Annotated in this window: 24 protein-coding genes; 6 read left to right on the top strand and 18 right to left on the bottom strand. The window is 62.9% G+C overall.

The window, feature by feature from the left end; all coding sequences use genetic code 11:
• Positions 1 to 132: 132 nt before the first annotated feature.
• The 3 genes from AC4BCN_RS03940 (at position 133) to rapZ (ending at position 2,816) form a co-directional block, all read left to right on the top strand.
• On the top strand, positions 133 to 615 hold the full coding sequence (locus AC4BCN_RS03940; protein WP_034753339.1) for a PTS sugar transporter subunit IIA: 483 nt from the start codon (positions 133 to 135) through the stop codon (positions 613 to 615).
• 36 nt (positions 616 to 651) lie between these two features.
• The gene (gene hprK, locus AC4BCN_RS03935; RefSeq protein WP_034753337.1) at positions 652 to 1,587 is read left to right on the top strand and encodes an HPr(Ser) kinase/phosphatase; all 936 of its coding nucleotides are present in this window, start codon (positions 652 to 654) and stop codon (positions 1,585 to 1,587) included.
• Positions 1,588 to 1,952: 365 nt separating this feature from the next.
• Entirely contained in the window at positions 1,953 to 2,816 is an 864-nt protein-coding gene (gene rapZ / locus AC4BCN_RS03930; protein ID WP_139092210.1) for an RNase adapter RapZ, read from the top strand.
• On the opposite strand, the gene AC4BCN_RS03925 is transcribed toward rapZ, so the two are convergent.
• The 8 genes from AC4BCN_RS03925 to AC4BCN_RS03890 all read right to left on the bottom strand — a co-directional run bounded on the left by AC4BCN_RS03925 (position 2,817) and on the right by AC4BCN_RS03890 (position 9,534).
• Entirely contained in the window at positions 2,817 to 3,902 is a 1,086-nt protein-coding gene (locus tag AC4BCN_RS03925) for an enoyl-CoA hydratase/isomerase family protein (protein WP_490492612.1), read from the bottom strand.
• A 133-nt stretch (positions 3,903 to 4,035) separates the two neighbouring features.
• Positions 4,036 to 4,398: a ribosome hibernation-promoting factor, HPF/YfiA family gene (gene hpf, locus AC4BCN_RS03920; RefSeq protein WP_490492611.1), complete on the bottom strand. Its 363-nt coding sequence runs from the start codon at positions 4,396 to 4,398 to the stop codon at positions 4,036 to 4,038.
• Positions 4,399 to 4,467: 69 nt separating this feature from the next.
• The gene (locus AC4BCN_RS03915) at positions 4,468 to 5,946 is read right to left on the bottom strand and encodes an RNA polymerase factor sigma-54 (RefSeq protein WP_072457685.1); all 1,479 of its coding nucleotides are present in this window, start codon (positions 5,944 to 5,946) and stop codon (positions 4,468 to 4,470) included.
• A gap of 4 nt (positions 5,947 to 5,950) precedes the next feature.
• On the bottom strand, positions 5,951 to 6,706 hold the full coding sequence (lptB, locus tag AC4BCN_RS03910; protein ID WP_034753325.1) for an LPS export ABC transporter ATP-binding protein: 756 nt from the start codon (positions 6,704 to 6,706) through the stop codon (positions 5,951 to 5,953).
• The gene (gene lptA, locus AC4BCN_RS03905; RefSeq protein WP_128141118.1) at positions 6,706 to 7,287 is read right to left on the bottom strand and encodes a lipopolysaccharide transport periplasmic protein LptA; all 582 of its coding nucleotides are present in this window, start codon (positions 7,285 to 7,287) and stop codon (positions 6,706 to 6,708) included. Before lptA ends, lptB begins: the two co-directional genes overlap by 1 nt.
• A 25-nt stretch (positions 7,288 to 7,312) precedes the next feature.
• Entirely contained in the window at positions 7,313 to 7,924 is a 612-nt protein-coding gene (gene lptC / locus AC4BCN_RS03900; RefSeq protein ID WP_490492610.1) for an LPS export ABC transporter periplasmic protein LptC, read from the bottom strand.
• A 42-nt stretch (positions 7,925 to 7,966) separates the two neighbouring features.
• A complete protein-coding gene (locus tag AC4BCN_RS03895; protein ID WP_046681707.1) occupies positions 7,967 to 8,500 on the bottom strand; it encodes a KdsC family phosphatase in 534 nt (177 codons plus the stop codon).
• On the bottom strand, positions 8,500 to 9,534 hold the full coding sequence (locus AC4BCN_RS03890) for a KpsF/GutQ family sugar-phosphate isomerase (RefSeq protein ID WP_490492609.1): 1,035 nt from the start codon (positions 9,532 to 9,534) through the stop codon (positions 8,500 to 8,502). Before AC4BCN_RS03890 ends, AC4BCN_RS03895 begins: the two co-directional genes overlap by 1 nt.
• Positions 9,535 to 9,618: 84 nt before the next feature.
• Here AC4BCN_RS03890 and AC4BCN_RS03885 point away from each other — a divergent pair, with 84 nt between their 5' ends.
• Entirely contained in the window at positions 9,619 to 11,598 is a 1,980-nt protein-coding gene (locus AC4BCN_RS03885; protein WP_128141115.1) for a monovalent cation:proton antiporter family protein, read from the top strand.
• Here AC4BCN_RS03885 and AC4BCN_RS03880 read toward each other — a convergent pair whose 3' ends face one another.
• From AC4BCN_RS03880 to AC4BCN_RS03870, 3 genes are all read right to left on the bottom strand, one after another.
• A complete protein-coding gene (locus AC4BCN_RS03880) occupies positions 11,599 to 12,756 on the bottom strand; it encodes a GGDEF domain-containing protein (protein ID WP_490492608.1) in 1,158 nt (385 codons plus the stop codon).
• Positions 12,757 to 12,790: 34 nt separating this feature from the next.
• Positions 12,791 to 13,642 (bottom strand): MOSC domain-containing protein, encoded by an 852-nt coding sequence (locus tag AC4BCN_RS03875; RefSeq protein WP_128141113.1) that lies wholly within the window; start codon positions 13,640 to 13,642, stop codon positions 12,791 to 12,793.
• 122 nt (positions 13,643 to 13,764) lie between these two features.
• On the bottom strand, positions 13,765 to 14,859 hold the full coding sequence (locus AC4BCN_RS03870; protein WP_139092215.1) for a type II asparaginase: 1,095 nt from the start codon (positions 14,857 to 14,859) through the stop codon (positions 13,765 to 13,767).
• Positions 14,860 to 14,992: 133 nt separating this feature from the next.
• On the opposite strand from AC4BCN_RS03870, the gene AC4BCN_RS03865 reads away from it, so the two are divergent.
• Positions 14,993 to 15,382 carry a hypothetical protein gene (locus AC4BCN_RS03865; RefSeq protein WP_490492607.1) on the top strand — a complete coding sequence of 130 codons (390 nt, stop codon included), beginning with the start codon at positions 14,993 to 14,995 and terminating at the stop codon, positions 15,380 to 15,382.
• The gene (locus AC4BCN_RS03860; RefSeq protein WP_490492606.1) at positions 15,382 to 16,218 is read left to right on the top strand and encodes a MipA/OmpV family protein; all 837 of its coding nucleotides are present in this window, start codon (positions 15,382 to 15,384) and stop codon (positions 16,216 to 16,218) included. The genes AC4BCN_RS03865 and AC4BCN_RS03860 overlap by 1 nt, the downstream gene beginning before the upstream one ends.
• A 12-nt stretch (positions 16,219 to 16,230) precedes the next feature.
• Here AC4BCN_RS03860 and AC4BCN_RS03855 read toward each other — a convergent pair whose 3' ends face one another.
• From AC4BCN_RS03855 to AC4BCN_RS03825, 7 genes are all read right to left on the bottom strand, one after another.
• The gene (locus AC4BCN_RS03855) at positions 16,231 to 18,684 is read right to left on the bottom strand and encodes a TonB-dependent siderophore receptor (RefSeq protein ID WP_490492605.1); all 2,454 of its coding nucleotides are present in this window, start codon (positions 18,682 to 18,684) and stop codon (positions 16,231 to 16,233) included.
• Positions 18,685 to 18,783: 99 nt separating this feature from the next.
• On the bottom strand, positions 18,784 to 19,767 hold the full coding sequence (locus tag AC4BCN_RS03850) for a siderophore ABC transporter substrate-binding protein (RefSeq protein ID WP_490492604.1): 984 nt from the start codon (positions 19,765 to 19,767) through the stop codon (positions 18,784 to 18,786).
• Between the two features lies 1 nt (position 19,768).
• Complete coding sequence (locus AC4BCN_RS03845; RefSeq protein WP_490492603.1) at positions 19,769 to 20,539, bottom strand: iron ABC transporter ATP-binding protein; 771 nt, start codon at positions 20,537 to 20,539, stop codon at positions 19,769 to 19,771.
• Entirely contained in the window at positions 20,536 to 21,486 is a 951-nt protein-coding gene (locus tag AC4BCN_RS03840) for an iron chelate uptake ABC transporter family permease subunit (RefSeq protein WP_490492602.1), read from the bottom strand. The genes AC4BCN_RS03845 and AC4BCN_RS03840 overlap by 4 nt, the downstream gene beginning before the upstream one ends.
• Positions 21,483 to 22,439, bottom strand: a complete 957-nt coding sequence (locus tag AC4BCN_RS03835) for an ABC transporter permease (RefSeq protein WP_490492601.1) — start codon at positions 22,437 to 22,439, stop codon at positions 21,483 to 21,485. Before AC4BCN_RS03835 ends, AC4BCN_RS03840 begins: the two co-directional genes overlap by 4 nt.
• Entirely contained in the window at positions 22,436 to 24,214 is a 1,779-nt protein-coding gene (locus tag AC4BCN_RS03830) for an ABC transporter ATP-binding protein (protein WP_490492600.1), read from the bottom strand. The genes AC4BCN_RS03835 and AC4BCN_RS03830 overlap by 4 nt, the downstream gene beginning before the upstream one ends.
• Positions 24,208 to 25,974 carry an ABC transporter ATP-binding protein gene (locus AC4BCN_RS03825; RefSeq protein WP_490492599.1) on the bottom strand — a complete coding sequence of 589 codons (1,767 nt, stop codon included), beginning with the start codon at positions 25,972 to 25,974 and terminating at the stop codon, positions 24,208 to 24,210. Before AC4BCN_RS03825 ends, AC4BCN_RS03830 begins: the two co-directional genes overlap by 7 nt.
• Positions 25,975 to 26,055 lie beyond the last annotated feature (81 nt).

The following is a 26,055-nucleotide window of genomic DNA, read 5'->3' as shown; positions in this document are numbered from 1 at the left end:
TCACGTGGGCTGTAGCGCCCACTGCGCCCGTAGCGGGCGTATACTGTTGAGAATTGGCGTTACAGGCCGCCGAAACAGGCCTATAATTCGGCTCGCAAGCCCTCTGCGCATTGCACCATTTCATTGAGTGTCATGACTAATCTTAGCAAAATACTATCCCTCGAAAACGTCCTGCTGGACCTGGAAGTCTCCAGTAAAAAGCGCGCCTTCGAGCAAGCCGGCCTGATCTTCGAAAACAATTACGGCATCGCCCGCTCTACCGTCTCGGACAATCTGTTTGCCCGCGAACGCCTGGGCTCGACGGGTCTGGGCCATGGCGTGGCCGTGCCGCATGGTAGAGTCAAGGGCAGTAAAACCTTGAAATCGCCACTGGGCGCCTTCGTGCGCCTGGCCGAGCCGATTCCCTTCGAATCGCCCGATGGCAAGCCCGTCAATCTGCTGTTTTTCCTGCTGATTCCCGATCATGTCACCCAGCAACACCTGGAAATCCTGTCGGAAATCGCCGAAATGTTTTCCGACGATGCCTTCCGCACGGCGCTGGCCACGGATCCGGAACCGAAATCCGTGCATTCGCGCATCGTCAATTGGCAACCCAGTCTGCAAGCGGCGGGTTAAACTTCAGGTATTCCTCCACTCCTGAAGAAGACTGCCATGTTGCAAACGCCGCTGACGATACAACGCCTGTACGACGACAATCGTGAAAGTCTGCAACTGGGCTGGTTCGCCGGCTTCCCCGGCGGCGAACGCCTGATCTCGGGCGACGTCTCGTCGGCCGCCGACCAGGTGGGCCACTTGAACCTGATCCATCCGGGCCGCATCCAGGTCTTCGGCCACCAGGAAATCAATTACTATCAGCGCCTGAAGGTCAATACGCGCACCCACGTGATCGGCGAGCTGATCGCCGGCGGCCCGCCCGCGCTGATCATTGCGCAGGGGCTGGAAACGCCGCCCGACATCCTCGCCATCTGCGACGAGCAAAACATTCCCCTGTTCTCCACCCCGCTGCCGGCCGCGCAAGTGATCGACTTCCTGCGCGTTTACCTGTCCAAAAAACTGGCGCAGCGCATCATCATGCATGGCGTGTTCATGGACGTGCTGGGCGTGGGCGTGCTGATCACGGGCGATTCGGGCCTGGGCAAGAGCGAGCTGGGGCTGGAACTGATCTCGCGCAGCCACGGCCTGGTGGCAGACGACGCCGTCGAATTCTCGCGCATCGCACCGAACATGATCGAAGGCCGCTGCCCGCCCCTGCTGCAAAACCTGCTCGAAGTGCGGGGCCTGGGCTTACTCGACATCAAGGCCATCTTTGGCGAAACGGCCGTGCGCCGCAAGATGCGCTTGAAACTGATCGTGCACCTGGTCCGCCGCAACGCGCTGGAAGAAGAAGTCGAGCGCCTGCCTTTCCTGTTCCCCACGGAAGACGTGCTGGGCCTGCCCGTGCGCAAGGTCGTCATCCCCGTCGCCGCCGGCCGCAACATCGCCGTGCTGCTGGAAGCGGCCGTGCGCAATACGATTTTGCAGCTGCGCGGCATCGATACCTTGCAGGAGTTCATGGAACGGCAACGACTCGCCATGAGTGGCGATTAATGTTGCCAAGGAGTTCGCCCTTGCAAGGGCGAACCGTTACGCAGGCACGCAGCAGTGCTGCGTGAATTCCATGGAACGGCAACGACTCGCCATGAGTGGCGATTAATGTTGCCAAGGAGTTCGCCCTTGCAAGGGCGAACCGTTACGCAGGCACGCAGCAGTGCTGCGTGAATTCCCTGCTGCACCAAAGACTCGCAATGAGCGACGATTAGCAACGTAGGTCGGATTAGCGGTGGCAAAGCCGCCGCGTAATCCGACAACATTGTTGACGTGTGCAGCAAAGAAATACGACAGTCTAAATTGCAATAATTTGTAAAGATAATTGCCTTGGAGCAGAGTGCCGATCTTTATTGTATGATCGGGCTATGCATATCGTCCTTATCACCGGAATATCCGGCTCCGGTAAATCCGTCGCGCTCAATGTGCTGGAAGATACCGGCTATTATTGTGTCGACAACCTGCCACCGGCCTTGCTGCCCAGCCTGGTGCAAACCCTGCTCGACGAAGGTACACCGCAACTGGCCGTCGCCGTCGATGCGCGCAGCGCCGAGTCGCTCGTCAGCTTGCCGCACAACGTGGCGCTGCTGCGCGACCAGGGCCACGACGTCAAGGTCATGTTTTTGACGGCCACCACGCATTCGCTGGTGGCGCGCTTCTCGGAAACGCGGCGCAGCCATCCGCTGTCGCATGAATTGCGCCCGAACCAGAATCCGGCCAGCCGCCGCACACTGATCGAGTGCATCTCGGAAGAGCGCGAACGCCTGTCGGCCATCGAACAGCTGGGCCACGTGATCGACACGTCGGAGCTGAGCGCCAACAAATTGCGTGCCTGGATCAAGGATATCGTCGCCTCCGAACGCGCGCCGCTGACCCTGTTCTTCGAATCGTTCGCCTTCAAGCTGGGCGTGCCGCTGGACGCCGATTTCGTCTTCGACGTGCGGGCCTTGCCGAACCCGTATTACGACCTGGCGCTGCGCCCGCTCGACGGCCGCGACGCACCCGTGATCGCCTTCCTCGACGCGCAGCCGAGCGCGCTGGAACTGCTGGCCGACATCCGCGCCTTCATCGAGAAATGGCTGCCGTCATTCAAGTCCGACAACCGCAGCTACCTGACGGTGGCCCTCGGTTGCACGGGCGGCCAGCACCGCTCCGTGTACATGGCGGAACGGCTGGCGCAATACTTCGGCCCCAACGAACGCGTGGTCCTGCGCCACCGCGAGCGTAGCTAGTTAATTCAGGTGGCGCAGCGGATGCGCTGACGCCGGCCAGACGGGGGCGAAGAAGCGCGCCACCATGGCCGCGTCGACCTCGTCCAGGCTTGATGGATTCCAGCGCGGCGCATTGTCCTTGTCGACCACCAGCGCGCGCACGCCCTCGAGCACTTCGCCATGCTCGAAATTGTGGCGCACCACGGTGCGTTCCAGACGCAGGCAATCGGCCACGCCCAAGTGAGCCCCCCGCTGCAGCAATTCCAGAGTTACCGACATCATCAAGGGCGAGCGCAGACGCATGGCCGCCAAAGCCTTGCCGGCGAACGCGCTGTCATCCTGCGCCAGCGAAGCCATGATGGCCGCCACGGAACCCGCACCGAAATGGCGGTCCAGCGCCGCGCGCGCCACCGCCAGCGAAGAGACGCCTGCCTGTGCCTGGAATGGCGCCGCCAGCGCCTTGATGGCCACCGGCAAGGCCTCGCCCGGCGTCGATTCGAACAGGGCCAGCAGCGCCCCGATCTGCGCCTCGGGCAGGTAAACATCGGCCAGGTCCGTGTACAGGGCGTCGGCCGCGCTGATCGTCAAGCCCGTCAAGCCCAAGTACAGGCCCAGCTGCCCGGCCAGGCGGGACAGGAAATAGCTGCCGCCCACATCGGGAAACAAACCAATATTGACTTCAGGCATGGCCATGCGCGTGCGGCCCGTGACGATGCGCAAGCGGTTGCCGGGCCCGGCTTGCGCCACGCCCATGCCGCCGCCCATCACCACGCCATCCATCACGGCGATATACGGTTTCGGATAGAAATGAATCACATGATTTAACGCGTATTCTTCCGTAAAGAAATCTTCCAGCAAGGCGCTGCCGCCTTGCGGCGTGGCCAGGCCCGCATCGTAAAAGAAACGGATGTCGCCGCCGGCACACAGGGCTTTTTCGCTGCTCGAGCGGATCACCACGGCGTCCACCTGCGGATCGTCGCGCCAGGCCAGCAGGGCCGCGCTCAGGGCGCGCACCATCTCCAGCGACAGGGAATTCAAGGCTTTCGGACGGTCGAGCACGATATGCCCCGTACGGTTGCGGATGGCAGTCTGGACGAAGTCGCTCATGGCAGGCGTGAAAAAAGTGAAAGTACAAACATTCTAGCGCCTGCGCGAGGAACATTGCGTTCAAAAGGTCAGGGCGCAAAAAAGGGCGCAATGTGCGCCCTTAGTTGATCACAACGGTTGAAAGCGCGGGCCCTTAAACGGCGGGGGCGAATTCTTCTTCCGAGCTGTCTGGCAGATGCTTGATCGCCTCTTTACCGTGCCCTTGCACTTTGGTTTTGTATTTCATCACTTGCCTATCGAGCTTGTCGATCAGGGCATCGATCGCGGCATACAGGTCTTGTGCCAGGCTTTCCACATAGACGGTTTTGCCACTTAAACGCAGGTTGACTTCGGCCTTTTGACGTTTTTCTTTCTCTTTGAGGTTATCCACGGTCAGAATCACGGCGATATCGATAACTTGATCGAAATGACGTTTCACGCGCTCCAGCTTCGTTTGTACGTATTCACGGATGGCTGGTGTCACTTCGAGATGATGTCCGCTGATGGTGAGATTCATACACACTCCTAAAGATGATCGGGTTCGTGCGGTCCATCCTATCCGGCCCGCAGAGGAACCGAAAAAAACTTACAAACACTTACGCAGGCTCACTGGCGGAATTTTCAACGCTTCCCGGTATTTGGCAACAGTACGTCGCGCAATCACCATGCCTTGTTCCCCCAGCATGTCCGCAATCTTACTGTCGGATAAAGGATTTTTAGGGTCTTCTGCTCCTGTCAGTTGCACGATCAATGCCCGTATCGCCGTCGATGACGCTTCGCCCCCCGCTTCGGTGGCGACGTGGCTACCAAAGAAATATTTCAACTCGAACATGCCGTGCGGGGTCAGCATGTACTTTTGAGTTGTTACCCGCGAGATAGTACTCTCGTGTAAACCCAGTGTATCAGCTATTTCACGGAGCACAAGGGGGCGCATGGCAACGGCTCCGTGCGAGAAAAAGTTCTTTTGTCTTTCTACTATCGCCTGTGCGACGCGCAGGATCGTGTCGAAACGCTGGCGCATATTCTTGATCAACCACTTGGCTTCCTGCAACTGTGCGCCCATGGCGCCCTCGCCCTTGCCCTGCTTGAGCAAGTTGGCATACATGGCATTGACGCGCAGGCGCGGCATGACGTCGTTGTTCAGGGTCACTTGCCAGCCATTGCGCGCGCGCTTGACGACGACGTCGGGCACCACGTAATCGGACACGTCCGATGCGAATACGGCGCCCGGATGCGGATTGCACTGGCGAATCACCGTCTGTGCTTCGCGCAAGTCTTCATCGTCGCAATCGAGGGCTTTTTTCAGCTTGTTGAAATCGCGCTGGGCAAACCAGGCCAGGTGCTTTTCCACGATGACGAGGGCCATGCGCCGCGTCACCATGGCGATGTGCGGCAAGCGCTTGATCTGCAGCGCCAGGCATTCGGACGCATTGCGCGCGCCCACGCCGGGCGGATCGAAACTTTGCAGCAGCGACAAGGCCGTGCGCATCTCGTCGGCATCGATTTCCAGCTCTTCCGGCAGACGCGCCAGGATGTCGTCGAGCGTCTCTTCCAGATAGCCATTGTCGTCGAGCGCGTCGATGATCAGCTCGACCAGCGCGCGGTCGCGCAACTCGAGCACCGTCACGCGCATCTGCTCCATCAGGTGTTCGCGCAAGGTGCAGTGATGGGCCTCGAGTTGCGGGCGCGAATCTTCGTCGTCGGGCGCCTTGCCCCGGCTCGCCTCGCTCCAGTCGCTGTCGCCGCCGTCCGCAGCGGCCGGGCCCTCGCCCGCCTCGCCGTCAAAGGTTTCCGCTTCGGCCGGCGCGGCAGGCGCCTCCTGGCCTGGCGGCTGGGGCGGCGCTTCAGCCGGCGCGGCCGTGGAACTCAAGGCCCCGTCGGACAGCAGGCGCAGCGAACGGTCGAGCGGATCGTCGAGGCGCTCGAGCAAGGGATTGTCCGTCAGCAGTTGCTCGAGCTCCTGGTGCAATTCCAGGGTCGACAATTGCAACAGGCGTATCGATTGCTGCAACTGCGGCGTCAGTGCCAGGTGCTGCGAAGTGCGCAGCTGCAATGATTGTTTCATTGGCTTACATGCGGAAGTGTTCGCCCAGATAGACCCGGCGTACCGACTCGTTCGCGATGATGTCGTCGGGGCGTCCCGACGCCAGTACCGAGCCCTGGTTGATGATATAGGCACGGTCGCAAATACCCAGCGTCTCGCGCACATTATGATCGGTGATCAGCACGCCGATATTGCGCTCCTTCAAGAAGCGCACGATGCGCTGGATCTCGATCACGGCGATCGGATCGACGCCGGCGAACGGTTCATCGAGCAGCACGAAACGGGGATCGGTGGCCAGCGCGCGGGCGATTTCCACGCGGCGGCGCTCGCCGCCCGACAGGGACAGGGCCTGGTTCTCGCGCAGCTTTTCAATCTGCAAATCGGCCAGCAGTTTATCCAGGCGCTCCTCGATCTCGGCCTTCTTCAAAGGACGGCCTTCGACGGTCTGGATTTCCAGCACGGCGCGGATATTGTCTTCCACCGTCAGCTTACGGAAGACGGACGCTTCCTGCGGCAGATAGGACAAGCCCATCTGCGCGCGGCGGTGGATCGGCAGGCTGGAAATGTCCACGCCGCTGATGTCGATGCTGCCGCCGTCCGACGGCACCAGGCCGACGATCATGTAGAACGAGGTGGTCTTGCCGGCGCCGTTCGGGCCCAGCAAACCCACCACTTCGCCGCATTCGACTTGCAGCGAGACATCATGCACGACTTGCCGCTTGCCATAGGTTTTTTGCAGACCGCGAACGATCAGGGTGCTGCCGCAACGAGTATTGTCCATTATTTCTTTCCTGGCGCAGGCGTGGCCGGCGCTTTCTCCGCTTGGGGCGCCTTGGTCTTCGGCTGGATCACCATGCGCACGCTGCCGCCATCGGAGGTGCTGGTGCCGCTGTCGGAATTTTCCATCTTGAATACTTCCTGGCGGCTGTCATACGAGATGAAGGCGCCATTGGCCACGTCGGTCACTTTCGTGCCTTCCAGGCGCGTCAGCTTGGCCTTGGAAAACAGTTTCACCACTTCCGTTTTGTTGTCGTATTCCACGCGCTCCGCCTCGCCTTCGACCCACAGGTCGCCCGCGCCATCGCGCTTCTGGCGGAACGTGGCCAGCTTGCCGGGATCGGCCCAAAAGGTGATGAACTGGTAGCCTTGCGGGTCTTCCGTGATCAGGGCCCGGCCCGCCTTCATGGTCAGGGTGCCCTTGACCAGCACGACGTCGCCCGTCAGGGTACGCACTTGCTTGACGTCATCGACGTGGCCGCTACGTGCCGTGATGACGGCTTCCTTCTCGGAATCGGCCTTCTCGGCATGCGCCACGCCCATGATGGCCAGCGAAAATACGGTCAACAGCAAGATGTTCTTCATAGTAGGGTTTCCTTGTTTCATTCTGTCATTGTGCCGCCGCGGCCGGGCGCGGTTTCGGCGGGAGGACCATGCGCAGCGCATTCTGCACTTCCACCACGCCGGTGGCGTTATTGGCCTTCATGCCGATGCCATTGAGGCGCGAGGTGCCCGTCAGGATATCGACAGGCACGTCCGTTTCCATTCTTTCCTCGTCCGGAAACACCGTCAGCGCTTCCGTCCTGACCGTCAGGTTCTGCGCCTTCGGACTGGCCGCGCGGTCGATCACGACCTTGCGGTGCAGTTGCAGCCGGGTATTGTCCTGGTCGATATGCGCCAGTTCCGCGTTCATGTTCAACGGCGGCATGCCCGGCGTGAGCTTGCGCACGAAGGGCTGGTCGATATCGGACGAATCGTCAGCCGGATAATGCGTGAGCTTGTTGCCCGACACGATGTAGCTGGGCTTACCCGTCAGATCCATGCGCACCAGACTGAAATTGGTGATGAAATAGTCGGGCTCATCCAGGTGCTTGCTGGCCTTGATATCCTGGCTATTCTTGTTCATCACTTCGAGCAGCCAAAAGCTGGCCAGCGCGACAACAACCGCGCCCAGCAGGGTAAAAATCGTGCGCCAGCGATGGGCGCCTCCTGGCTTACGCATAGGGTTTCACTCTTTCAAATATCACTGGCGGCAAGATACGCCTCACTCCAGGAACGGCGCCATGACGCGCGCATAGTTGTCCTGGGCGCGCAGCAGGAATTCGCAGATTTCGCGCACCGCGCCGCGGCCGCCGCCGGCCTGCGTCACATGGTGCGCCAGGTCCTGCGCTTCCGGACGCCCGCCCGGCACGCTGACGGCAAAGCCCACGCGTTTCAGGATGGGCGCATCGATGACGTCGTCGCCGATGTAGCCGCATTGTTCTTCCGTCAAGCCCGTCAGCGCCAGCAGTTCGCGAAACGGCGTCAGCTTGTCGTGGCCGCCCTGGTGCACATGGGTAATGCCCAGGTCTTGCGCGCGGCGTGCCGTAATGGCCGAGCGGCGCGCGCTGATGATGGCCGTCTGCACGCCCGATTCCTGCAGCAGCTTGATGCCCAGGCCATCATACACATTAAACGTTTTCATCATCTCGCCATCGGGGCCGAAATGCAGGCTGCCGTCGGTGAGCACGCCATCGACGTCAAAGATCATCAGTTTGACCTTGGCCGCCCGCGCCAGGTTGTCCGCCACGCTGTCCATCAGATCACCTTCGCTTGCGTCAGATCATGGATATGCAGGGCGCCCACCAGCTTGCCGTCGGCATCGACGACCAGCATCTGGTTGATGCGGAACTGCTCCATCACGGCCACGGCATCGACGGCAAGGCGTTCGGGTGCGATGCTGCGCGGCTGCGCATGCATGACGTCGCGGATCGCCACTTGCGTGAAATCCTGCACGCGCTCGAACATGCGGCGCAAGTCGCCATCCGTAAACACGCCCACGGGGCGGTTGTCCGCATCGACGATGGCCGTCATGCCCATGCCCTTCTTCGTCATTTCTTCCAGCGCCTGCAGCAAGGATGCCTCTACCGGCACTTTCGGCACCCGTTCGCCGCTGCGCATGACGTCATGCACGTGCGTGAGCAGGCGGCGGCCCAGGGCGCCGCCCGGGTGCGAGCGGGCGAAATCTTCTTCCTTGAAGCCGCGCAAGTCGAGCAAGGCCACGGCGATCGCGTCGCCCAGGGCCAGGGTGACGGTGGTGCTGGCCGTCGGCGCCAGGTTCAGCGGACAGGCTTCTTTCTCAACAGAAATATCCAGGTGCACGTCGGCCAGCTGGGCCAGGCTGGAATTCGGTTTGCCCGTCATGGAAATCAATACGCCGCCCATGCGCTTGACGACAGGCATGATGGCCATCAGCTCGGACGATTCGCCCGAATACGATATGGCAATAAAGGCATCGTCCGAGGTGACCATGCCCAGGTCGCCATGGGCCGCTTCGGCCGGATGCACGAACAGGGCCGGCGTGCCGGTGGAAGCGAGGGTGGCGGCAATCTTGCGCGCGATATGGCCGGACTTGCCGATGCCGGAGACGACGACTCTTCCTTTGCATTGCAGCAACAGCGCCACGGCGCGGCCCACGCTGTCGTCCGTGGCCAGGCGCGCGTGCAGCGCAACGATGGCGTCGGACTCGATCTGCAAGGTGGTGCGGGCCAGCTCGACAGCGCGCTCGGTCGTCGCTTGCATGTCAATTCGATCAAAAGCTTTCAGCATTGTTTTTTCATGGGTTACACTCATGCCCAAAGTATAAACGAATTAGGAAAGCAAAAAACTTGCCAGTCACAACAAACAACGATTTCCATTGACCGTACCGGGCAACCCATGTTTTCCTCGCTTGAACTGACCCTGATGTTACTCGGCAGCGCCGTGCTGGGCGTGGTCGCTTTCAGAATGTTGCATTTGCCGCCCATGCTGGGCTATCTGGCCGTTGGCATCGTCATCGGCCCCCACGCGCTGGGCCTGGCGGCGGAAAACGAAGCCAGCCACACTTTGGCCGAGTTCGGCGTCGTCTTCCTGATGTTTTCCATCGGGCTTGAGTTTTCCCTGCCCAAGTTCCTCGCCATGCGGCGCATCGTCTTCGGCCTTGGCATGGCGCAGGTGGTCACCACCATCATCGCCACCGTCGTCTTCGGCTGGTTCGTCGGGCGCTACCTGTCCGCCTACATCCACCTGAGCTGGCAAGCCGCGTTCGCCCTGGGCGGCGCGCTGGCCATGTCGTCGACGGCCATCGTCTCGAAAATGCTCACGGAGCGGCTCGAGCTCGAAAGCGAACACGGGCGCAAGATCATCGGCATTTTGCTGTTCCAGGATCTGGCCGTCGTGCCGCTGCTGATCCTGATTCCCGCCCTCACGCGCGATTCGGACAACCTGGCCGAAACCCTGGCCTGGGCCGGCGGCAAGGCCCTGGTCGTACTCATTTTGCTCTTGTTCATTGGCCAGAAAATGGTGCGCGGCTGGCTGACCATCGTCGCCAAGCGCCGCTCGCAAGAATTGTTCATGCTTAACCTGCTGCTGATCACGCTGGGCGCGGCCTGGATCACGGAACGGGCCGGGCTGTCGCTGGCCCTGGGGGCGTTTGTTGCCGGCATGCTCATTTCCGAGACGGAATTCAAGCACCAGGTGGAAGAGGATATCAAGCCCTTCCGCGACGTGCTGCTGGGCCTGTTCTTCATCACCGTCGGCATGCTGCTCAATATCCGCGTGGTGCTCGATAACTGGTGGCTGGTGCTGCTCTTGCTGTGCGGTCCCGTGCTGCTGAAATTTGCCCTGATCGCGGGCCTGGCGCGGCTGTTCGGGTCCAGCAACGGCGTGGCCCTGCGCACGGGACTGGGGCTGGCGCAGGCGGGCGAGTTCGGCTTCGTGCTGCTGAACCTGGCTGGCGGCATCAAGCTGATGGACCCGTTCGTCGTGCAGGTGGTGCTGGCCTCGATGGTGCTGTCGATGCTGGTGGCGCCCTTCCTCATCGCCAAGTCCGACGCCATCGTCATGAAGCTGGCGGCCAACGACTGGATGATGCAATCGCTGGCGCTGACCAGGATCGCCACGCGCACCATGGCATCGCAGAAACACGTGCTGATCGCCGGCTTCGGGCGCAGCGGGCAAAGCCTGGCCACCCTGCTGGCGGAAGAAAAGATCGAATACCACGCGCTGGACCTGGACCCGGAACGGGTACAGGAAGCGCAGCTGGCCGGCGCCCACGTGTCGTATGGCGACGCGGGCCGGCGCGAAAGCCTGGTGGCGGCCGGCATCTACCGGGCCAGCGCCGTCGTGATCACGTATGCCAACACGCCTTCGGCACTGAAGTTATTGCACCTGCTTAACGAAATGGCGCCGACCCTGCCCGTCATCGTGCGCAGCCATGACGATACCGACCTCGACCAGTTGAAAAAGGCGGGCGCGGCCGAAGTGGTGCCGGAATTGATGGAAGGCAGCCTGATGCTCGCTTCGCATGCCTTGATCATGATGGGCGTGCCCTTGCGCCGCGTGGTGCACCGCGTGCAGGCGGCGCGCGAGGAACGCTATGCCTCGCTGCGCGGCTATTTCCACGGTTCCAGCGACGCGGGCGACGATGCCGAGCTGGAACGCCTGCATACGGTCACCGTCAGCGAGGACGCGCATTGCGTGGGACTGCCCTTGAGTGCGGTCGACGTGGCCGGCTGCGGCGCGTTTGTGACGGCCATCCGCCGCGGCCGCGGCCGCCTGGAAGTTACCCCCGAGACGCAGCTGGCCAGCGGCGACGTGGTGGTGCTGCGCGGCACGGCCGACGCCGTGGCCAAAGCCGAGACCTTGCTGTTGAAATAATCAATCGCGCTGCGCTTTCCAGCTGACGACCTTGTTGCGGCCATCAGCCTTGGCCTGGTACAGGGCCTGGTCGGCGTGCGCCACCAGTTGCTGCGCCACCGTTTCAATCGGCAGCAGCGCCGCGTCCGCTTCCAGGCTGGCCACGCCGATCGACACGCTGACCCACGCCTGCGCGCTGCCCGGCAAGTCGAACATGGTGCCGGCGATGCTGGCGCGGATGCGTTCGGCCACGAAGGTCGCACTGTCGAGATCGGCGTCGATCAGCAGCACGACGAATTCCTCGCCGCCAAAGCGGCCCAGCGCATCGGAGCGGCGCAATTCCGTGCGGATGCGCGTGGCCACTTCGCGCAGCACTTCATCGCCGCCCTGGTGACCATGCGTGTCATTGACCAGCTTGAAATGGTCGATGTCGATATACATGCATGAAATACAATAATTCTGGCGCCGCGCGCGGGCGATTTCCTCCAGCAGGCGGCGGTCGATATAGCGCCGGTTGTAGACACCCGTCAGGGAATCGGTCAAGCCGATGTATTTGAGCATTTCATTGCTGATCACGTTTTCCAGGCAAATGGCGATGATGGACGCCATGTGCTTGATGAAATCCGTGCCCAGCGCGGGCGTAAAGCGCGTCACGTCGCTGCTGGCCAAGTTCAGGCTGCCAATCAGGCGCTTGTTGCGCAGCAAGGGCACCAGCGCCACGCTGCGCAGCGCGTCGATCTGCGGAAAACGCGGGCCATGCACGGCCGCATCGAAGGCACCGAGCAGCGGCATCGGCGGCAAGGCCGCTTCGCCCTCGGCCACGGGCTTTGGTGCGGCAAAACCCAGCTCCGCCACGGCATGCACGAACAGCAACTGCGGGAAGGCACTGAAATCGACGCCGAGCTTTTCCATCACCAGCACGATATCGTCATCCTCGTCGAGCAGGCTCAAAGTCACGCCGTCGAGGTCGGAAATCACGGGCAAGGTGCGGAAGATGGTGCCGATCAATTCAGGAAACGTGGACGCGCTGACGATTTCCAGGTCGAACGCCTGGTGGCGGCACATGATGTCATGGTTGCGCTCGGCCTGTTCCAGCAGGAAAGCCATGCGTGCGCGCAAGGCCTGGTTTTCGGCTTCGAGGCTGGCAATGCGCGGGTCCGGCGGTATTGCTTGATTCATAGAAACCTTAAACCCTTGTATGCGGGCGCCATGCTTAAAATGCCAGTTCGAAACCGATGTCCTGCCCCACCACGATACGCTCATCGCCGCCTTCGGTGACGATGGCGTTCATGCCGAAGCAGATGGCGCCGTCGAGCTCGGGCTTGGCGCGATAGCCATGCATGACGTCGAGCGGGTCGGGTCCGGGCACGCCCGTGGCCTGGTCCACCGACGGAATCGGGCAACGCGAGCACGGCTTGACGGGTTTTAGCACGGTCGCGCCGAATTGCAGGAAGTCGGCGTAGTCTTCCTCGAAGGCGCCGATATCGCCGATGACGAGGTTGGGGCGGAAGCGGTTCATCGGCAGCGCTTCACGGCCGGCGGCGCGCAGCTTGTCATTCACGTCGGCCAGCGAAGCGGCGCCGGCGATCAGCACCGGGTAGCCATCGGCAAACATGGTCTCGGCGGCAATGCCGTCCGTCCATTTGGTGCTGGTGGCGCGCACCACGTCCGGGTGAAAGCGCGCCAGGCGGCACGGCACACCGATGGCGTTGGAAAACCAGGTGGCCGTGACGTCGTCGCAATCGTAGGCGCGCACGCAATCGTCCCACACTTGCACGTCGAGCATGGGCGAGTGTTGCGGATGCGGCAAGCCCAGCTCGATTTCCAGGCGCAGCATGCCCGGTGCGCGCAATTCCAGGGTGGTGGCCTTGATGGACGGCACGATCAGCGCCATGCGCGGATGCTCGCGCTGGGTCAGGAAGCGGCCCTGCTCATCGACCACCATCCATTCGCGGTCGAACACGTGCTCGCTCATCAGCCCTGAACGCGTCAGGACCGCCTCGCGCAAATGGATGCCGGCGCACGATTTGATGGGATACAGAATGATGTCGGACAGGATGGCCATGAACCGGAGACAGTGTTGCTGCTTCTGTCAGGAAATTATTCAGAAGCGAAGTATGGCAGCAAAGCGGGCAAGCGTAAATCAGCCACACTGAGCCAATAAGGCTGAGTGTGGCGTAGCAGTGATTAATACGTGTAGAAAATACGCTGGATTTCTTGTGTGCTGTTCGTTTTGGTCAGGGCCAGCATCAGCAGAATGCGGGCTTTTTGCGGGTTCAGGGTGTCGGACACGACACTGTCGAGTTCATCGTCGTTCGCTTCGCCATTGCGCGCCACGATGCCCTGGCCGACTCTGCTCGAACGCACGATCAGCACGCCTTTCTGGCGCGCTTCCACCAGGGCCGGCTTCATTTGCGCGGCCACGCTGCCATCGCCCACGCCAGCGTGGATGATGCCCTTGGCGCCAGCGGCGATGAAAGCGTCCATGCCGACACGGTTCATGTTGGCATAGCCGTAAACGATGTCCACTTGCGGCAGAACATCGAGCTTGCTGATGTCAAATTCCGATTCCAGCGTGTGCTTGCGCGTCGACTGGCGGTAGAAGAAAGGCTTGCTGCCCTGGATGTAGCCGAGCATGCCCAGTTCCGGCGACTTGAAGGTATCCGTCGTCGAGGTGTTGGTTTTGCTCACTTCGCGCGCGGCGTTGATCTGGTCGTTCAAGGCCACCAGGACGCCCTTGCCCACGGCTTCCTTGCTACCGGCCAGCAACACGGCGTTGTACAGGTTGATCGGGCCGTCAGCCGAGATGGCCGTCGACGGACGCATGGCGCCCACCACCACGACCGGCTTGTGGCTTTTCACGGTCAGGTTCAGGAAATACGCGGTTTCCTCGATGGTGTCGGTGCCGTGCGTGACGACCACGCCATCGACATCGTTCGAGGCCAGCAGCACGTTGATGCGCTTGGCCAGGGTCAGCCAGTGGCTGTTGCCCATGCTTTCACTGGCGATCTGAAACACTTGCTCGCCTTTTACGTTTGCCACTTTCTTCAGTTCCGGCACGGCCGCGATCAGGCGCTCGACGCCCACGGTGGCCGAGGTGTAGCCGACGGTGGTGGTGCTGTCGGCGCCGCTGCCGGCGATGGTACCGCCCGTTGCCAGGATCACCACGTTCGGCAATTTGACGGCAGCCTGTTGTGCACGCGCAGGCGAGGCCGCGACAAAGCCCATCAGCAAGGTAGCCAGCATCAGCTGTGCACAAGAATGAAATTTACGTGAAAACATGGTGCTCCTGTTCGGTGATGTGTCAAAGATAACAAAGTCGTGTGCAAATTATATGTCATCAGTGCTACAAAAAAGCCCCGATTCACGCGTTCAGCGCAAACGTGCGCCCCTTCCCATGCGCTACAGTGGCGCCATGTCCACACTCCTGTCCTTCCGGTCTTGCCTCGTCCTGCCGTTCGTCCCGATGGCGCTGGGCGCCTGCGCCACGCAAATCGAACTGCGCACGGCGGCGCAACAGGAGCAGTTCGCGCGGGAAGCGGCCAGCCAGGGCGACTGGGCGCAAGCCATGCGCAACTACGCGGACGCCGCCGGCAATGCCGAACTGGGCCATGGCGATCTCGCTTGGCAGGCGCGGCTGCATCACGAGGCGGGGCGCGCCGCCAGCGCCGCCTGCCGCGAAGACGCGGCCGCCTTTCATTTCCGCCGCGCCATCGCGCTGGCCAAGAAAGGCGGCCAATCGAGCGCCCTCAGCGACAAGGCGCTGGAATCGCTACAGGCCGGCAAACCTTGCAGAGTCCCTTGATGAACACCGCCCGCACCGTGCTGGCCGCCTGCGCCCTCTTCGCCGCCATGGCGCCGGCGCAAGCCGCCGAAGCACCGCTGCCCTTATGGGAAGCGGGCGTATTTGGCGGCACGGCCGTCACGCCCGCCTATCCCGGCGCCAGCGAACGCTCGACGCGCAGCCTGGCCCTGCCCTATCTGATTTATCGCGGAAAAGTGTTGCGCGCCGACCGCTCGGGCGTGGGCGCGCGCCTGCTCGATACGGACCGCCTCGACTTCGATATCGGTTTTGCCCTGTCCTTGCCGGCCCGCTCCAGCGACGTGCCGGCCCGGCGCGGCATGCCCGACCTGGGCACCCTGGTGGAATTTGGCCCGCGTCTGAAAATCAAGCTGGCCGAGCCGACGCAGCACAGCCGCCTGGGCCTGGAACTACCGTTGCGCACCGTCATCGAAGCGCGCGGCGGCCTGCGCCGCCAGGGCGCCACGTTCGAGCCGCGCCTCGTCTACGCGCTGCAAGGCGAACAGCAGGCATGGCATGTCGACGCCAGCCTGGGCGCCGTACTGGGCAATTCCGCCATCAATGATTATTTTTATGGCGTCAGCCCCGCGTTTGCCACCGCTCAGCGGCCAGCGTATGCGGCAAAAAGCGGGCTGATGCTCACGCGGCTGGGTCTGGGCGGTTCGTACCGGCTGCACCAGGACTGGCGCGCCTTTGCCTTCTTACGCTACGACAACTACTCAGGCGCCGCCAACCGCGCCAGCCCCCTGCTGCGCCAGAACAGCGGCACCTCGGCCGGCATCGGCCTGATGTGGACGTGGCGGCGCTCGGACAGCCTGGCGCGAGGTGCGAACGACTAACGGCGGGATGGCTTAAAACTCCGTCGTGGCCGACAGCATGACCGTGCGCGGCGCGCCCAGGCCCAGGCTGGTCCATTGCGGCAGCGCCCAGTACGCCTTGTTGCCGACGTTCGTCACGCTGGCGCGCACGGTCAACGGCCGGCCCGCCGCCTTCGTCGCATAGCGGGCGCCCAAGTCAAACACGGTACGGCCCGGCACGGACATCGAATTGTCGGCATTGATGTATTGCTTCGATGCCGCCGTCGCATTCGCCGTCAGGGTCACGCCGGGGATGGCCGGTGTGTCCCATTCGACACCGAGCTTGGCTTGCAGCTTGGGCACGCCCGTTGCCTGCTTGCCCTGGTTGGCGCCGCCCGGCGTCTTGCTCAAGACCGGGTCGACATACGCCACGCCGCCCATCAGGCGCACGTCGCGCAGGGGCGAACCGAAGAAGCCCCAGTCGATGCCGCGGTTGCGCTGTTCGCCGCCAAAGGAAAAGATATTGCTGACGGGATCGACATAGCTGCTGGGCCGCTTGATTTCATACATGCTGACCGTATGCGCGAACTCGCCCAGGTCGACCTTGAAGCCAAGCTCCGCCTGCTTCGACTTGTATGGCGCAAAGACCTCGCCCGAGTTGGCCGCCGTCAACGGCGCCGTGGCGCCCTGGCTCAAGCCTTCGATGTAATTGCCATACAGGGAAATCGTCTTGCTCGCCTTGACCAGCAGGGCGACGGCCGGCGTGGTGGCGCCTTCGTCATAGCGCGAGGTGCGCGCGCCCGTCTTGATGTTGAAGTTATCGCTGAGCACTTCCTGGCGGCGCAAGCCCACCGTCAGCTGCACGGTGTCTTGCGCAAAAGAAAGCGTGTCGACCAGGCCGATACTGGCCAGGCGGAGTTCCGCCTTGGAAATTTGCGGCGCCTCGAAGCGCGTCGCCGGACCCCAGACTGGGTTATAGATATTCGTGATCCAGTCTTTTGCCAGGGTATTTCTGCGCCCGTACTGCTTGTCCGTGTGGTGATAATACGTGGCGTTGACGGCCCATTGATGGCCGATATCGCCCGTGCGCAGCTTGCCCCGCAAGCCCGCTTCCGCCGACTGCTTTTCCACATCAAAACCCAGGTCGGCAAGATTGGTGCGGTAGTCGCCAGCCGTGTTGAACACCTGGATCAGGTACGCGCCCGTCGACTGGTAGTCGGCCCGGCTGGCGCCCACGGCGGCATACGCCATCACTTGCCCGTTCAGGTCCAGCTCGCCGCGCAGCATGGCGCCCTTGTCCTTGGTATCGTAGAACGCCCAGCTGGGATTCAACAAGGTTTCCGCTTTCGGCGGACGCGGCACGGGCAAGCCGGGGGCCAGGTTGACGCCCCGGTTCAAGCCGTCGGCGCGGTCCTCGCTGTGGTACAGGTCGGCGGACAGGCGCGCACCGTTGCCACGCCAGTCCAGGCCCACGGAAACGAGCTTGGTCTTCTTTTTCTGATGGTCGATGGCGCCCTCGCCATCGCGGTAGACGCCGTTGACACGGATGCCGAACTGTTTATGCTCGCCGAACCGCTGTCCCAGGTCCACATGGCCGCCCCATTGCGCGTCCGACATGTACGATGCCGTCACGCGCGCCAGCGGCGTATCACCCGCGCGCTTGGGCACGAGATTGATGCTGCCGCCTACCGAGCCGCCCGGTGGCATGCCGTTGAGCAATGCTGACGGTCCCTTCAGCACCTCGATGCGCTCGAACATTTCAGGCGAGGTGCGGTAGTAGGGCGAGATGCCGTACAAGCCGCCAAACGCGACGTCGCCGATATTCGAGCTGAAGCCCCGTATCGAATAATTCTCGCCGATGATGCCCGTCATGCCGCTGCTGAAGACGGTGGGATCGGTGGCGGAAATCACATCGGTGATGTCGCGCGCCTGCCGGTCTTCGATGAATTTATCCGTATAGCTGATGGTGTTGAACGGGGTTTCCATGAAATCCTTGTCGCCCAGGAATCCCACGCGGCCGCCCGATGCTACTTGCCCACCGGCATAGGCATCCGTCACCGTGTTGCCCTTGCCCCATACCGTCACGGCCGGCATGGTGGCGGCGGCCTCGGCGGCGGCACTGTGCGCCGCTTCGCGGCGGAGCGTATAGCTGCCATTGCCCTCGCGCACGGCTTGCAAGCCGTGGCCGCGCAGCAATTCGTAAAAGCCCTCGGGCACGCTGTAGCTGCCTGACAGGCCGGCGCTGTTCTTGCCTTGCAACAGGCTAGCCTCGACCGTCAATTCCACGCCCGCCTCGGCGGCGAAAATGTTGAGCGCCGAGCCCAGCGCACCGGCCGGCACGCTGAACGCTTGCCGGGCCTGGCCCGCCCCCGCTTGCGCAAAGGCCGGCGGGGCCGCCACGCCCAGCGCCCCCACGGTCAAGCCCGTGATGAGCGCCAGTTGCACGGCGGTGGCGATGCGGCTCAGATTCAAGGCGGGAAGGTGGCGCGTTGCCATGCGGTGTGTCATACAGTAAATCCTTTCAGATGGGATGATTGCTTGTTCTCACCCTATCTCCCGAACGAAAAGGCAAAACCCTCAATCTAAATACGAATCATTACGAAAATATTATTGATAACCTTTGAGCACGTCGCCGATCACCCGTTTCAGCGACGTCACGCTGGCCGCCGTGATGTACCAGGCATCCGCATCGACGAAGACGACGCGGCCGTTCTTCCAGGCCTTGGTCTGGCGCAGCAGCGGATTGGCCATCTGTTCGGCCGTCATGACGGGACGGTGCTCCATCACGGCCGTACGGTCGACAACATAGATGATGTCGGGGTTGGCTTGCTGGATGAATTCGCTGGAAATGGGCTGGCCATGCAAGCCTGCTTCGATGGCCGAACTGGCGGGTTTCACGCCCAGCGCATCAAAGACAAAACCGTAGCGCGACTGCACGCCAAATGAGCTGAAGGCGCCATTGTTATGCAGCACGATCAGCGCTTTCTCGGGACGGTCCAGGGTCACCTTGCGCGCGTCCGCCACCTTGGCGTCAAGTCCTGCGGCTTTCCGGTTGGCAATGTCTTCCTTGCCGAAGATACGCCCCAGCGTCAGCAAGTGCTGCTTGACCACCTCGATATGCTTGCTTTCGCTGTTCTGGTAATCCACGTCGAAATGCAAGGTGGGCGCGATCTGGCTCAGTTCCTTGTAATGGTTGGCCTGAATCGACGTCATCAGCACCAGATCGGGCTGGAGCGCGTGGATATGCTCGAGATTGGGTTGCACGATGGCGCCCAGGTCGCGGATGTTCGCGTCGTCCTTGTAACGCCTGAGGAAATGCGGCACGTAATCCTTCACCATGCCGGCCACGGGCACGCCCAGCTGGTCGAGGAAATCGACTTCGTTCATGTCGAGCACGGCCACCCTCTGCGGACGATGTTGGATCACCGTCGTGCCCAGCTTGTGCACGATGGTGACGGGAGTAAATGCCTGCTCCGATGCGGATGCGGCAGGCGCCGGCGGCGCCGTGGCCACCTTGTCGGTGCAGCCTTGCAGGGCGGCCATGGCGGCGAGCAGCACGGCCAGCGCCAGACGGGATTTGTTCCAGATCATCTCAAGCTCCTGTGGGGGTAAAGTAATTGCAGACGCAGCCGCGCTCATTGCGCACGATGTGAAAATCGATGCCGTACAACGATCGCAAGCGTGCCTCGGTGACGACCTCGTCGGCAGGGCCGGAAAAGCGCACGGCGCCGTCCTGCATGGCAACGATGTGGTCGGAATAATTGGCGGCGAAATTGATGTCGTGGATCACCAGGATCACCGTGCGGCCCTGCTCGTCGCACAGGCGGCGCAACGCACGCATGATCTGCACGGCGTGCTGCATGTCGAGATTATTGAGCGGCTCGTCGAGCAGCAAAATATCGGTCTGCTGGGCGATCGTCATGGCCAGGAAGGCCATCTGGCGCTGGCCGCCGCTCAACTCATCGACGTAGGCCAAGCGCAGATTGTCCAGCGACAAAAAGGCGATGGCCTCGTCGATGGCTTGCCGGTCCTGCCGCGTCAAGTTACCCCGGCTGTAGGGAAAGCGGCCGAAGGCGACCAGCTCTTCCACCGTCAGGCGCAAATGAAAATCGGGCGACTGGCGCAGGGTGGCCACCAGTCTCGCATAGTCCTGGATCTTGATGGCCGCGATGCTGCGCCCGTCTATCGCAATCTCGCCGCCATTCGCTTGCTGCAAGCGCGCGATGAGCATCAGCAAGGTGGTCTTGCCGGCGCCATTCGGGCCGATCAGGGATGTCACTTTCCCCTTGGGAAACTGCACGCTGACGTTGTCCAGCACACGCCTGGCGCCGTAGCTTTTTTCAATATGGTTGACGTGGATCATGCGGTACCCCGGGTGCGGACCATGAGCGCGAGGAAATACGCGCCACATACGAGGTTGACGAGGATGCCAACCGTGGTCCGGTAGTTGAAAACGTGCTCGACCAGCAGCTGGGCGGCCAGGAAGATGACGATGGCGATGGCGCAGCCCAGCGGCAAGGTGGCGCGGTGACGCCCCGTGCGGGCCAGGGCATACGTGGTGTTCGCCACAAAGATACCCATGAAGGCCGTGGGGCCCAGCAGACTGGTCGACACGGCCACCAGCACGGCGATCAGCGCCAGCTGCAGCCGCACCATGCGCCGGTAATCGATGCCGAGCGAGATCGCCTGTTCGCGCCCCAGCGCCAGCACGTCGAGCGCCGGCAAAGTTTTCACGACAGCCACGCAGGCGGCGCCCGCCAACAGGGCCGAGTACAGCAATTGTGCAGGTTGCGCCTTGTTGAACGATGCCTGGCTGAAGCCTTGCAAGATGGCAAATTCACCGGGGCTGATGCGCAGCTGGATGAACTGGGTCAACGTGCCGATCACCATCGTCAGCACAAAACCCAGCAGCAGCAGAAAATACACGTTGTTCTTGCCATCACGAAACAGCCAAGAGTGGATGGCCCAGGAATACGCGAGCATCAGCGCAATCGACACGACAAAATTGCCGTTCTGTCCCAGCAGCACCACGCTGTGCATGCCCATCGCGAGGATCAGCAGCGATTGCAGCAGCAGGTACACGGCTTCATAACCCATGACGGCCGGCGTCAATATCCGGTTGCCGGCGATGGTCTGGAACACAATCGACGACACGGCCACGCAGACGCCGCCGATGGCGATGGCGGCCAGCCGCGACAATCGTTTGGGAATGACGTAATCGAAGTCGAGATTGGCGCCGAGGAAGAGGAAAGCGAGCGCCAAAGCAAACACGGCCAGCCACAGCGTCCGCTGGTTCAAACTGCGCCTCATCGCCGCCCCCGGATGATCAGGATGAGGAACAGCAGGCCGCCCACGCCACCGGCCGTCAGGCCGATCGGCACTTCGAATGGGTAGATCAGCAAGCGCCCGGCGATGTCGCAGCCCAGCAGCAGCGACGCGCCGCACAGCGCGACGATGGGCAGGGTGCGCTCCAGCCTGTCGCCATAGCGCAAGGCCACCAGATTCGGGATGGCCAGTCCGACGAACGGAATGGCCCCCACCGTGATCACCGTGGCCGCCACCGTGACGGCCACCAGCATCAGGCCCAGCGCCACCGTGCCCGCATAATTCAGGCCCAGGCTGGTAGCCATGTCCTCGCCCATGCCCAGCACGGTAAAACGCTGCGCGTACAAATACGTGAGGGCAACGATGGGCAGGATCAGATAAATGATTTCATAGTTGCCCTGCACGATGCGCGAAAAATCGCCGAGCAGCCAGCCCTGCATGCTTTGCAGGATGTTGTTGCGGTAGGCATAAAACTCGGCCACGGCGCTGAGCACGCCGCCATACACGAGGCCGATGACGGGGACGAGTATCGTGTTCTTGAAACGGATGCGGCGGATCAGGGCCACGTACAGTACGCTGGCGGCAAGGCAGAAGGCCAGCGCGAACGCCATCTTGCCGGCCGTGCCCGCTGCCGGCGCCACGGTCAGCGCAACGAGGATGCCCAGCTTGGCCGCGTCGAGGCCGCCCGACGTGGCCGGCTCGACGAATTTGTTGCGCACGATGTGCTGCAGGATGACGCCGCACACGGAAAGGCCCACGCCCGTCAGCACCAGCGCCGCCAAACGGGGCAGACGGCTGGCCGTCAGGGTCAGCCAAGCAGCGGCAGACAGCGCGCCGGACGATGACAATAGTTGTGCCCACTCCATCTGCCTGGCGCCGACCAGCAAGGAGGCGCAGCACAGCAGCACGAAAAGGAAAAGCAGACGCGCGTGTGTCAAATGCCGGACTCCGTTCCAGGCTGGCGCGCAGGCGCGGCGATGCGCCAGCCCTTGGCCGCCTGGCGCTGGGCCAGGAAGTGCGCATACAGGCCGCCCTGCGCGCGCAAGATGGCTGGCGCGCCCTGCTCGCCCAGGGTGCCGCCATCGAGCACGACGATCTGGTCGGCCATGGCCACCGTCGACAGCTGGTGGGCGATGACGATCACCGTGCGCTTGCCGCGCAGCCGCGCCAGCGCTTCGGCGATGGCGGCCTGGTTTTCCGCGTCGAGCGCGGCCGTCGCCTCGTCGACCAGCAGAATCGGTGCATCCTTGACCAGCGCGCGCGCGATGGCGATGCGCTGGCGTTCGCCGCCGGACAGGCGCGCGCCGCCCTCGCCCACCGGTGTCGCAAGTCCCTGCGGCAAGCGGGCGATGATTTCGGCCACGCCAGCCTGGCGCGCCGCTTCCAGCACCTCGGCATCGGTCGCCTCCGGCTTGCCGATGCGAATGTTGTCGCCGATGCTGCCCTGGAACAGATAACTGTCCTGGAAGATCTGGCTGATCTGGCCGGCCAATTGCTCGCTGGACATGTCGCGCACATCGACGCCACCCACCAGCACCGTGCCTGCACTGGCGTCAAAGAAGCGCGCGATCAGGCGCACCAGGGTCGTCTTGCCTGAACCGGAAGCGCCGATCAGTGCCGTCATGCTGCCCGGCGCAATCTGCAGGTTGATGTCCGTCAAGACGTCGGGCTGGTCCGGCGCATAGCGGAAGTGCACACCACGCAATTCGACCGAAGCATCGCGCGGCGCTTGCGGCTTGTGTGCTTCCGGCAAGGGCTGCACGGCGAAAATATCGCGTGCCGCATCGAGCGGCCCACGCGCGCCGCGCAGCACTTCGCCGTAGCTGGCCACTTCCTGCAGCGGGTCGACAAAGCGCACCACCAGCAGCAATGCCACGATGACGGTGATGGCGTCTGCCACCGCTACCGTACCGAGCAGGCTCGCGGCAACGGCCAGCAAGACGGCGAAGATGGCTTGCACGGTCCAGGCGTTGAGCACCGACGACAGCGCCGACAGATAAATGAGCCGCGTGCCCGCGTGGCGCTGCTCGTCGATGGCTTGTTGCAGGAAACGCGTGCCGCCGTCAGCTGCGCCACCGCCGTTACCATTGAAGGCGCGCAGCACCGATTGCGCTTGCGCAAACTCCACAAGGCGCTGGCTGGTCTGGGCAAAATGATGGTGGTAGGCATCGTCGGCGCGCTGGCCCAGGTGCGCCGTGAGCCGCAAGGCGCCGGCCAGCAGGGGCAGCGCCAGCAGCGCGATCACGCCCAGCTGCCAATGCAGCGCAAACAGCGCGGCCAGCAAGACCACGGGCGTGACGGCGCCGCAAATCACGGGCGTGAGCACGTGGGCAGGCAGCTGCGCGACGTTCATCATGCCTTGCGTGATGACGTGGCCCAGCTTCGCCGTATTCTCCGGCGTAAACCAGCCGACGGGCAGGCGCGCCACGTGGTCGCCCAGGCGCTGGCGCGCCCCTTGCAAGACCGTCACGCCCACGCGCACGCCCGCTTTCTCCACCTGGCGCCGCCAGGCCCAGCAAGCGACCAGCCCGGCCAGCAGCACGATCAGCCACAGGGCCGCGCCGCCCGCATCGCCGGCCAGCAGCCGGCCCAGAGCCAATACCAGCGCCGTGATCGTCAGTCCGCTGAGCACGCCATACGCGAGCGCCATGGCGCAATAGCGGCGGAACACGGGCGCATCATCGCCCAGCAGTTGAATAAACGTTTTCAGCATGGGAGCACCGCATCTTCCTGAGAATCCTGATAGCCGCCCAGCGCCCATAGTTGCGCATAACGGCCCTGGTGGGCGAGCAAGCCGGCATGGCTGCCCTGCTCGGCGATGGCGCCGTTCTCGACGACGACGATATTGTCTGCATGCATGACCGTGTCGAGCCGGTGCGCGATCACCAGCAGGGTGCGGCCTTGAGCAAAGCGCGACAGCGCATCCTGGATCGCCACTTCGTTTTCCGCGTCGGCTGCGGCCGTCGCTTCATCGAGCACCAGCACGGATGGATCGAGCAGCACGGCGCGGGCGATGCTCACGCGCTGCAACTCGCCGCCGGACAGCTGCGCATCCTCGCCCACCACGGAATCGTAGCCGCGCGGCAAGGCCAGGATGCGCTCGTGAATGTTCGCCAGGCGCGCCGCCTCTTCGATCTCGTGCGTGCTGGCCGATGGACGACCCAGCGCAATGTTCTCGCGCACGCTGGCGTGGATCAATCGCACTTCCTGCAGCACGAAACCGATGCGCCGGTAGAGCTCGGGCGTGGCGATGTGCCGCAGGTCGGCGCCGCCCAAGGTGATGCGCCCCTCGGTCGGGTCGAAAAAGCGCAGCAGCAGCCGCGCCAGGGTCGACTTGCCGGAGCCGGAAGCGCCGACGATGGCCGTCACCGTGCCGGGCTGCAAAGTCAGCGTGATGTCCGACAGCACCTTGTTCTGCCCATCGTAGGCATAGCCCACATTTTCCATGCGAATCTCGGTACCGACTGGCAACTGCTGCTGGCCTGGCGCCGGCTGCGCCAGCACGGGCGTGTCGAGCAAGGCTTGCACGCGCTGGGCCGCGCCCGTGGCATTGTTGAGGTCATGCGTGAGGTAATGCAGCAACAGCATCGGTGCGGAAATGCCGGGCGCCACCAGGGCGAACGGCAGGATATCGACGGGTGCCATCGCCTCCAGCGCCACGAACACGGTACCGGCGAGCACCACCACGCCCAGCACGGCGACGGGCGCGATCAGCGCATTGGCATTCGCCATGGAGCCAACCAGGGGGCGCGTAAACGCGGCAAACGCCTCGGCAAACGCATCGACGGCGGCGCGGTAGCTGCCGTGCGCACGTCCCGTGGCGCCAAAGGCCTTGACCACGGGGATGCCGTTGACGAATTCCACCACGGCATTGTTGATGCGCCCCATGCCGGCGACAAATTGCTCCATATTGCCGCCACTGGCCTTCATGGCGCGGCCGAAGAACAGGAAGAAGCCGGGAAATGGCAGGATGGCGACGAGGGCCAGGCGCCAGTCCATGGCGAACAAGTAAATGACGGAGATGGCGATGGCGCCCACGGCGCGTCCCGTCGTCGTATAAAAGTGCGCGGTGAGGCTGTGCAGGGTATTGATATCGTCCTGCATCGCCTGCTTGACCTCGCCCGAGGCACGGCTGGTGAACCAGCCCAGCGGCACCTGCCCCAGGCGCTGCATGGCTTGCAGGCGCAATTGATGGGTGAGGCGGTTGTCGGCCAGATGCGCGGCCAGCTCGCCCAGCGTGATCAGGGCCATGCCGGCAAACAGGCAGGCGACGCTGGCGAGAATGGTGGGCCAGATGCCAAGCTGCGTGGCCGCAGGGGCCAGGGCGATGCTGGCGATGTGCGCAATACCGGCCAGCGGTACCAGGGTCAGCATGGAACCCATACCGGCCAGCACGGCGGCGGCGATCAGGCGCCCGCGGATGGGCTGCAGTATCCGGCTGATCGGGCCGGCCTGGCTGCTGTGGCTACTCATGGGAAAAACGGGAAAAAGCGTGCATAAGTTCAATGGATAAGGGTGGCTCTCACCCTATATCCCGAACGAGAATGCAAAACC

It is taken from the genome of Janthinobacterium sp. Bl 1 (assembly GCF_058215535.1).
Note: the sequence above shows the minus strand (reverse complement) of the source record. Positions and strands in the feature narration are given on the sequence as shown.